General features: G+C 76.8%; 9 protein-coding genes. 4 read left to right on the top strand and 5 right to left on the bottom strand.

What is annotated here, in order from left to right; translation table 11 throughout:
- Window positions 1-780 (bottom strand): hypothetical protein (locus F8279_RS27880; RefSeq protein ID WP_151501530.1); only part of this gene is annotated, 780 nt, incomplete at its 3' end.
- A 190-nt stretch (window positions 781-970) separates the two neighbouring features.
- Here F8279_RS27880 and F8279_RS27875 point away from each other — a divergent pair.
- The 4 genes from F8279_RS27875 to F8279_RS27860 all read left to right on the top strand — a co-directional run bounded on the left by F8279_RS27875 (window position 971) and on the right by F8279_RS27860 (window position 4,632).
- Window positions 971-1,639, top strand: coding sequence for a methyltransferase (locus F8279_RS27875; RefSeq protein WP_151501529.1), 669 nt, complete (start codon window positions 971-973; stop codon window positions 1,637-1,639).
- A 9-nt stretch (window positions 1,640-1,648) separates the two neighbouring features.
- Window positions 1,649-2,812, top strand: a complete 1,164-nt coding sequence (locus F8279_RS27870; RefSeq protein WP_151501528.1) for a cytochrome P450 — start codon at window positions 1,649-1,651, stop codon at window positions 2,810-2,812.
- Between the two features lie 69 nt (window positions 2,813-2,881).
- Complete coding sequence (locus tag F8279_RS27865) at window positions 2,882-3,814, top strand: ABC transporter ATP-binding protein (protein ID WP_151501527.1); 933 nt, start codon at window positions 2,882-2,884, stop codon at window positions 3,812-3,814.
- Window positions 3,811-4,632: an ABC transporter permease gene (locus tag F8279_RS27860; protein WP_151501526.1), complete on the top strand. Its 822-nt coding sequence runs from the start codon at window positions 3,811-3,813 to the stop codon at window positions 4,630-4,632. Before F8279_RS27865 ends, F8279_RS27860 begins: the two co-directional genes overlap by 4 nt.
- Window positions 4,633-4,647: 15 nt before the next feature.
- On the opposite strand, the gene F8279_RS27855 is transcribed toward F8279_RS27860, so the two are convergent.
- The 4 genes from F8279_RS27855 to F8279_RS27840 are packed head-to-tail and all read right to left on the bottom strand — an operon-like array spanning window position 4,648 to window position 8,741.
- Window positions 4,648-5,325 (bottom strand): response regulator transcription factor, encoded by a 678-nt coding sequence (locus F8279_RS27855; RefSeq protein WP_151501525.1) that lies wholly within the window; start codon window positions 5,323-5,325, stop codon window positions 4,648-4,650.
- Window positions 5,322-6,830 (bottom strand): sensor histidine kinase, encoded by a 1,509-nt coding sequence (locus F8279_RS27850; RefSeq protein WP_225853438.1) that lies wholly within the window; start codon window positions 6,828-6,830, stop codon window positions 5,322-5,324. Before F8279_RS27850 ends, F8279_RS27855 begins: the two co-directional genes overlap by 4 nt.
- A gap of 46 nt (window positions 6,831-6,876) precedes the next feature.
- On the bottom strand, window positions 6,877-7,608 hold the full coding sequence (gene bioD, locus F8279_RS27845) for a dethiobiotin synthase (protein WP_135243865.1): 732 nt from the start codon (window positions 7,606-7,608) through the stop codon (window positions 6,877-6,879).
- A complete protein-coding gene (locus F8279_RS27840) occupies window positions 7,605-8,741 on the bottom strand; it encodes an 8-amino-7-oxononanoate synthase (protein WP_151501531.1) in 1,137 nt (378 codons plus the stop codon). Before F8279_RS27840 ends, bioD begins: the two co-directional genes overlap by 4 nt.
- Window positions 8,742-8,750 lie beyond the last annotated feature (9 nt).

Raw genomic sequence — 8,750 nt, 5'->3', positions numbered from 1 at the left:
CGGGGCGGGGCGCAGCAGGCGGCGCATCCGCAGCAGCAGACCGGCGCCGAGGAACAGCAGCAGCCCGCCGAGCAGGAACGCGGCCTGCACCAGGCCGAATCCGCCGCTGTCCGCCACCGGCCGCCCGGCCACGCCACCCGGCGCCGGAGGCTCCACCACCGCGGCGTCGGTCGGCTCGTCGGTGGGCTCCTCGTCGGGCGCCTCGGTGGACGGCTCGCCGGTCGGAGTCTCGGTGGGCTCCGCGCTGGTAGGTGCCGGCGTCGGCGAAGCCTCCTCCTCCCCCACCACCTCACGGGAGGCGGTCCGCCGGGCCAGCAGCCGCAACTGCGGGTCGTACGCCTCGGCGGCGAAACTCACCCGGCCGCGCCCGACGTCCTCGGCGAACGCCACCCGGTAGCGAGCGGTCACGGTACGGCCGGGGCAGAGCACACCCGGGTCGAGTTGCCGGTCGGTGAGCCGGGCGGTGTCTCCCTCGGTGCGGATCTCCAGCGGGAACGATCCGCTGTCCTCCACCCGGTCCACCTTGAGCTGGTCCAGCCGCAGGCCCTGCACCCGCACCAGCATCGACCAGCGCACCTTGACACAGCCGCCCCCGTCGGAGCGGGACACCACGGCGGACAACGTCTCCACCCGGTTCCCCGCGGTGAACTCGTCCGGCAGGCCGCTCAACTCCGTGGAGAAGGCCGCCGCCGCCCGCGCCGGCAGGGCTCCGCCGTACCCGGTCCCGGCCACGAAGGTCAGCACCAGTCCGATCCGCAGCGCCTGCCGCCACCCGCTCACCAGGCCTCCTCACCCTCGGTCGTGTCCACAGGCAACGCTAGGAGCGCGCCGGGCACGCCGGTAGACGGGCGTGTTCGCATCCAACGCCACAACACGAGGGCTGTTTCACCGAGCGTGGTGAACCGGTCACGACCGCGCCGCGACACGCCCGGAATGCGGGCCCGGAAGCCGGGTGGGACACAATTCCCCGGTGTCCGAGCTGTCCGCCGCGTTCGTCCGGCTGCACGCCCGCCTCGCCCCGGTGGCGTTCGTCCCCGAAGTGCTACTGCACCAGGCCGACGAGCCGATCGGCCTGTGGGAGCTGACCGAGGGCGAGTTCCGCAGCTCCCAGCCGCCGCCGTTCTGGGCGTTCGCCTGGGCCGGCGGGCAGGGCCTGGCCCGCTACGTCACCGACCACCCCGAGGTGGTCGCCGGCCGCCGCGTGCTCGACCTGGCCTCCGGCTCCGGCCTGGTCGCCATCGCCGCCGCCCGCGCCGGCGCCGCCGCCGTCCGGGCGGTCGAGGTGGACGAGCGGGCCGTGGCCGCCGTCGCGCTCAACGCCGAGGCCAACGGGGTACGCGTCGACGCCGAACTCGGCGACGTCCTCGACTCCGACGCCGGTGACGCCGAGGTGGTGCTGGCCGGGGACGTCTTCTACAGCGAGGCGATGGCCCGCCGGATGCTGCGCTTCCTGCTCCGGGCCGCCCGCGCCGGCGCCCGCGTCCTGGTGGGCGACCCGGGCCGGGCGTTCCTGCCCCGCGAACGGTTCCACGAGCTGGCCACGTACGAGGTGCCGGTGTCCGAGGCGCTGGAGAGCGTACGGGTGAAGCACACCACCGTGTGGGAGCTGGACCCGAACCCGCCGGGCGCCCGTCGCTAGCGTTACCGCGTGCTGTTCCGGGGCTGGGGGGAGTCCGTCGACGGACAGTGGCCCGACACGGCCACCGTCGTCGACCACGTCGGCGTGCCGCACCTGGTGGTGACCCGGCACGCGCTCGTCCGCCAGATCCTCACCGACCCGGTGACGTTCCGGCCGGACAACGCGCTCGACGCGGTCACCCCGATCCCGGTGGCGGCGCTGCGGGTGCTCGCCGGGCACCGGTTCCGGCTGCCGCCCACGCTGGCGAACAACGGCGGCGCCGGCCACCCGGAGATCCGCGGCATCGTCGCCGACGCGCTGCACCCGCACCGGGTGGCCGCCCAGCGGCAGTGGCTGACCGGGCTGGTCCGGGAGCGGGTGGCGGGGCTGGCGGCGGCGCTGGACGCGGGCCGCCCGGTCGACCTGTACGCGGGTCTCGCCGCCGACCTGCCGCTGCTGGTGCTGGCCCGGCTGGTCGAGCTGCCGGACGCGCCGGTCGGCGCGGTGAAGGACTTCGCCCGCGCCGCGCTGGAGCTGTTCTGGGCGCCGCTCGACTCCGCCCGGCAACTGGCGCTCGCCGCCGAGGTGGGCCGGTTCCACACCGTGCTGCGCGAGTTCGCCGCGACCGGGGGCGGGCTCGCCGCGCGGCTGCGCGAGGCCGGGCACTCCCCCGACGTGGTCGTCGGGGCGCTGTTCTTCCTGCTGGTCGCCGGTCAGGAGACCACCTCGCAGTTCCTCACCCTGCTGCTGCACCGGCTGTCCGGCGAACCGGCGGTACGGGCCGGGCTGCGCGCCGGTGAGATCGGCGTCGACGACGTGGTCGAGGAGGGGCTGCGGCTGGAGCCGCCGATCGTCACCTGGCGGCGGGTGGCAGCCGTCGACACGACGCTCGGCGAGGTGCCCGTACCGGCGGGCACCAGCGTGGTCGCGTGGCTGGCCCGTGCCGGGCGCGACCCGGCCGTGGTCGGCGCGCCGGGCGAGTTCCGTCCCGGGCAGCCCGGCTCGCGGCGGCACCTGGCGTTCGGCGCCGGGCCGCACCGCTGCGTCGGCGCGCAGCTGGCCCGGATGGAGGCCGCCGTGGTGGTCGCCGAGGCCACCGCGCTGCTCGACGGCGTGACGGTGGTGCGTCCACCGTGGTGCCCGGACAACCTCACCTTCCGGATGCCGGACGCGTTCGTGGTCCGTCCCACCTGACGAAAGTCAGTGTCGGTCGCTGCCGTTCGGCGGCGGTGCGGCACCCCCGCCGGACCATAGCGTCGCCGCATGATCACAATTCGCGCGTTGACGAAACGGTTCGGCGACGTGACAGCCGTCGACGGCCTGACCGTCGAGATCCGCCCCGGGCAGGTCACCGGGTTCCTCGGCCCCAACGGCGCCGGCAAGTCCACCACCATGCGGATGGTGCTCGGCCTGGACCGGCCCACCGCCGGGCAGGCCGTGGTCAACGGGCGGGACTACCGCACGCTGCGGCACCCGCTGCACGAGGTCGGCGCGCTGCTCGACGCGACAGGTGTGCACCCGGCCCGCTCCGGCGTGGCGCACCTGAGGGCGATGGCGCGCAGCAACGGCGTACCGGCCCGGCGGGTGACCGAGGTGCTCGACCTGGTCGGCCTGGACGCCCGCGCCGCCGGCAAGCCGGGCCGGGCGCTGTCCCTGGGCATGGGTCAGCGGCTCGGCATCGCGGGCGCGCTGCTCGGTGACCCGCCGGTGCTGCTGCTCGACGAGCCGGTCAACGGGCTCGACCCGGACGGGGTGCGATGGATCCGCGGGTTCACCCGCCGCCTCGCCGACGAGGGACGCACCGTCCTCGTCTCCAGCCACCTGATGAGCGAGATGCAGCAGACCGCCGACCGGGTCGTGGTGCTGGGGCGCGGCCGGCTGGTGGCCGACGCGCCGCTGGCCGAGCTGATCGCCGCCCGGCCCGCCGCGTCGGTCCGGGTACGCGGGCCCGAGCCGGCCGCGCTCGCCGCGCTCGGCGACCGGCTCGCCGCCGAGGGCGCGACTGTCACCGTCGACGAGGGCGGGATGTCCGTCGCCGGCAGCACCGCCGGCCGGGTCGGCGACCTGGCGCACGAGATGGGGGTACGCCTGCACGAGCTGACCCCCGTCGCCCCCTCCCTGGAGGAGGCGTTCCTGGAGCTGACCGCCGACAGCGTGGAGTACGCCGCCGGCGCGACCGGAGGTGGAACCCGATGACCGCGCAGTCCACGCTCGACCCGGCCCGGCGGACCGCCCGGCCCGCCCCCGCCGGACATCCGCTCGCCGGGGCGGTGGCCGCCGAGTGGACGAAACTCTGGTCGGTGCGCTCCACCTGGTGGACGCTGCTCGCGGCGGTGCTGACCATGGCGGCCACCAGCGCCCAGCTCGCCATCTACGCGCGCAACGCCAACACCGACGACGACCCGGCGAACAACCCGGGCGTGGTGGGCGTCGGCGAGATCGTGGCCGGGTCGCTGGAGCTGACCCAGTACGTGGTGCTGGCGCTCGCCCTGTTCGCGATCACCAGCGAGTTCACCACCGGCACGATCCGCACCACGCTGCGGTGCACCCCGTCGCGGGGGCGGGTGCTGGCGGCCAAGGCGGTGGTGGTGGGCGCGGTGACGTTCGGCCTCGGGCTGCTGCTCGGCACTGTCGGCGCGGTGACGGCCCGGCCGGTGCTCGGCGAGTGGGGCCGCGCCCCGCTGGGCGGCACGGCGGCCGACGTGGTCGCCGCCGCGGCGTACCTGGCGCTCGTCGGTGTGCTGGCGCTCGGCCTGGCGGCGGCGCTGCGCGGCGCGGTGCTGGCCCTGACCGTGCTGTTCGCGCTGCTGATGATCGTGCCGCTGTCGTTGCAGGAGCCGGACATCACGGTGCTCACCCGGATCGCCGACGCGTTCCCCGGCGTGGCGGGCAACCACTTCCTGGCCGGGGACACCGAGCCGTACCCGGCGGCGGCAGGGCTGCTGGTGCTCGCCGCCTGGACCGCCGCCGCGCTGGCACTGGGCCGGTGGGCGCTGTCCCGGCGCGACGCCTGAGCGGGGCGGGGCTGGTCAGCCGGCGGGCGGGACCAGCCCCGCCTCGTACGCGAGGATCGCCGCCTGCACCCGGTTGCGCACGTCCAGCCGGGTGAAGATGCTGGTCAGGTAGCTCTTCACGGTGCCCTCGACCAGGTGCAGCCGGCGGGCGATCTCGGCGTTGGACAGTCCCGCCCCGACCAGCGCCAGCACGTCGCGTTCCCGGTCGGTCAGCCCGGCCAGCCGGTCCCGCGCGTACGGGCCCCGGGCGAGCTTGCCCCCGCTCAGCTCGATCACGCGGCGGGCCACCCGCGGCGACAGGTACGCCCCGCCGTCGGCCACCGCCCGCACCCCGGCCAGCAGTTCCCGCGGGTCACCGGACTTGAGCAGGAACCCGGCGGCGCCGTGGCCGAGCGCGCGGGCGATCAGGTCGTCGTCGCCGAACGTGGTGAGCATGACCGCCGCCGTCTCCGGCACCAGCCGGCGGATCTGCGCGGCGGCGCTGAGCCCGTCGCAGCGGGGCATCCGGATGTCCAGCAGCGCCACCCGGGGCCGGTGCGCGCGGACCAGTTCCACCGCCGCGAGGCCGTCGCTCGCCTCGCCGACCACCTCGATGCCGGGGTCGGCGGCCAGGATCGCCCGGACCCCGGCCCGGACCAGGGCCTCGTCGTCGGCGAGCACCACCCGCAGCGGACGCTCGTGGTCGTCGCTCATGGTTCGATCTGCTCCTTGCTGACCAGCCGCCCGTCGGCGAAGCAGAGCCGCCAGGTCGCCTGGGCGAACGGGAAGTTGCCGTCGGTGTAGAACTCGCAGCCCGGCACGGCGCCGGTCGCGGGCGGGTCGGCCTGCCGCCGGGGCAGCCCGAGCGCGTCACGCGGCTCGCCCAGCCGCAGCCGTTCGTAGCCGGCCCGCTCCAGGACGGCGCCGGCCGTGGCGAGCGGGTAGTAGACGAGCGCCAGCACCAGTGCGAGCCCGGCGGGCGCGCCGATCGCCACGAGCAGGCTGCGCCGCACCCGCCGCCGGGCCTCCCGCAGCCGCCGGGCCGCGTCCCCGGGATCACCCCGCCGGGGTACGCCGGCACCGGCGAGCGGGTCGGCGTCCCCGCCCGGTGTGCCGGGGCCGGCCGCCCCGTCCAGCGGGACGCGTGCGGTGACCGCCCAGCCGCCGTCGCGGGGACCGGCGTCCAGGGTGCCGCCGGTGAGGCGTACCCGCTCGCGCAGCGCCAGCAACCCGGAGCCGTGCGACGGCGGTCCGGGCAGCGGACCGGCCGGCGGCGACGCGTTCACCACCGCGACGATCACCGCATCGGTGTCGTGTGACACCTCGACGGTGACCGGGGCGCCCGGGGCGTAGCGGGCGGCGTTGGTGAGCGCCTCGCGGACCACCCGGTGCACCGCGTGTGCGGGCAGCGGCGGCAGGTCCGCCTCGTCGGCGCGCAGGTCGACTGTCATCCCGGCGTCGCGCGCGCCGTCGACCACGTCGGCGACCGTCTCCCCCGGCGGCCGCAGGGTGCGTTCCTCGCGCAGTACGCCGATCACGTCGTGCAGGCGTTCGGTGGCGGCGGCGACGCTCGACCGCAGCTCCCCGGCCGCCGACCGGCGCGCCGGGGACAGGTCCGGCGCCAGTTCCAGCGCGCCCGCCCGCAGCGCGATGAGGCTCAGGTCGTGGCCGAGCGAGTCGTGCATGTCCTGGGCGATGCGGGCCCGCTCGCGCAGGCGTACCCGCTCGACCTCGGCCCGCCGCTCGACCTGCGCGTGCCGCAGCCCGGCGTCGGCGAGCGCGCGGTGCTGCCGCCGCAACCGGCCCAGCAGCCAGGGGAACACCCCGGCGAACAGCAGCACCGAGGAGAGCAGGAACCAGGTGGACGGCTCGGTGCCGAGCAGCCCGAGGTTGAGCACCGAGCCGGTGACCGCGATGGCGGCGAAGACGGCGGCGGCCGGCGCGGCCCGGTCGCTGCGCCGCCCGGCCAGGTAGCCGAAGACCGGGATGGCGAACACCACGTTGCCGTCGACGAGCGAGCCGGCCACCACCGCGAGCACAGCGACCAGCGGCCACCGGCGCCCGATCCACACCGCCACGCCGAGCAGCGCCAGCGCGGCGGCCAGCGGCGGCAGCTCGCCGATCTGCGGCGGGGTCAGCCGGCCGTACGCGACGGGCGCCGCGAGCACGGCCCAGAGCAGCACGTCACCGGCCCGGCCCTGTCGTTCGCGGGGTTCCACGGCGGTCACGCTACCCACGCCCGGCCGGGCCGGGCACCGACGAAAGTCAGGTCTCCTCGGCCCAGGCCCGCCAGTCGTCCAGCACGCCGTACAGGGCGGGCGTGAGCCAGCCGGGCGCGGACCGGCGGAACACGCCCGGGTCCATCCCGCCCGCGCCGGCCGGCACCGCGCCGAGCAGGTTCGGCAGCAGCTCGGACAGGTTGAGCCAGTGCACCAGCTCCGGTTCGGTCGGCCAGGCGCCGATCACCACACCGGCCGGGACGGCCCGCCGTTCCAGCGCCTCCAGCGTGAGCGCGGTGTGGTTGAGCGTGCCGAGCCCGGCCCGCGCCACCACCACCGCGGGCGCGCCGAGCGACACCGCCAGGTCGGCCACCGTCCACGGCTCGCCGGACGGGCGCAACCCCATCGGTACGAGCAGCCCGCCCGCACCCTCGACGAGCACCAGGTCGTGCTTGTCCGCCTCCTCGCGGATCGCGTCGACCGCGTTGTACAGCTCCAGCGGCGGCAGCTCCGCCACCCGGGCCGCGGCCAGCGGGGCCAGCGGATCGGGGTAGCTGGCCAGCGTCCGGCCGGTCAGCGGGGCGGCCAGCCGGGTCACCGAGTCGACGTCGCCGGGCTCGCCTGTCGCCGTACCCGTCTGGCCGGGCTTGACCACGGCGACCCGCAGGCCGGCCGCCTGCGCGGCGGCGGCGACGGCGGCGGTCACCACTGTCTTGCCGACCTCGGTGTCCGTGCCGGTCACCAGCACCGGCCCGGTCCAGGCGTCGCCGAAGCTCATGGCGCACACTCCACGATCACGTCCAGGGCCCGGTCGAAGTCGGCCCGGTCCACCCCGGCGCTGACGGTGAGCCGCAGCCGGGAGCGGCTGTCCGGCGTGGACGGGGGACGGAAGCAGCCGACCGCCACGCCCCGGTCCCGGCAGGCGGCGGCCCACGCGGTCGCCTCCTGCGGGCCGGGCGCGGTCACCGAGATCACGGCGCCGTCCGGGGCGGACACGGACAGCCCGGCCCCGCCGAGCCGGCGCACCGCCGCCGCGACCCGGTCGGCCAGCTCGGCACGCAGCGCGTCGCCGGTGCGGGCCAGGCGCACCGCGGCGCGGACCCCGGCCACCACGGCGGGCGGCGGCGCGGTGTCGAAGATGAACGTGCGGCCGGTCTCCACCAGGTGGCGGACGAACTCGGCCGGCCCGGCGACCACGCCGCCCGCCCCGCCGAGCGCCTTGGACAGCGTCGCGGTGACCACCACGTCGGGCGCGCCGGCCAACCCGGCGGCGGCGACCCCGCCCGCGCCGGCCGGGCCGGTGACGCCGAGCGCGTGCGCGTCGTCGACGAGCAGCAGCGCGCCGTGGCGGCGGGCCACCGCGTGCAGCTCCGCCAGCGGGGCCAGGTCGCCGTCGACGGAGAAGACCGACTCGGTCACCACCACCGCCGGGCGGCCCGGCGCGGCGGCGAGCGCCGCGGCCACCGCTGCGACGTCCGCGTGCGGCGTCACGAGCGTCTCGGCGCCGGAGATCCGGCAGCCGTCGATCAGCGAGGCGTGGTTGTGGGCGTCGGAGACGAGCAGCGTACGCGGCTGCGTCAGCCCTCGGACGGCGGCGAGGTTGGCCAGGTAGCCGGAGGAGAACACCAGCGCCCGGTCGACGCCGAGCCAGCCGGCCAGGTCGTCCTCGAGCGCGTGGTGCGCGTCGGTGGACCCGCGCACCAGACGCGACCCGGTGGCGCCCAGCCCGTACGCGGACAGGGCGGTCGCGGCGGCGGCGGTGACCTCGGGATGGGTGGCCAGGCCGAGGTAGTCGTTGCCGGCCAGGTCGACCACGGCGTCGTCGGCGGCCCGGGGGCGCAGCGTGCGGGTCAGCCCCGCCCGGGCCCGCAGCTCGGCGCGGCGGTCCAGGGCCGCCAGCCAGTCCGCCACCGTGCCGTC

The sequence above is a fragment of the Micromonospora sp. AMSO1212t genome, from assembly GCF_008868145.1.
Classification (GTDB): Bacteria; Actinomycetota; Actinomycetes; order Mycobacteriales; family Micromonosporaceae; genus Micromonospora; species Micromonospora tulbaghiae.
This window is presented reverse-complemented; position numbering and strand designations above follow the sequence as displayed.

What these genes read in the sequence shown, in the direction of transcription:
- F8279_RS27855 (WP_151501525.1), bottom strand. Translation starts at nt 5,325, where the DNA reads ATGAGCGACGACCACGAGCGTCCGCTGCGGGTGGTGCTCGCCGACGAC.
- F8279_RS27860 (WP_151501526.1), top strand. Translation starts at nt 3,811, where the DNA reads ATGACCGCGCAGTCCACGCTCGACCCGGCCCGGCGGACCGCCCGGCCC.
- F8279_RS27865 (WP_151501527.1), top strand. Translation starts at nt 2,882, where the DNA reads ATGATCACAATTCGCGCGTTGACGAAACGGTTCGGCGACGTGACAGCC.
- bioD (WP_135243865.1), bottom strand. Translation starts at nt 7,608, where the DNA reads ATGAGCTTCGGCGACGCCTGGACCGGGCCGGTGCTGGTGACCGGCACG.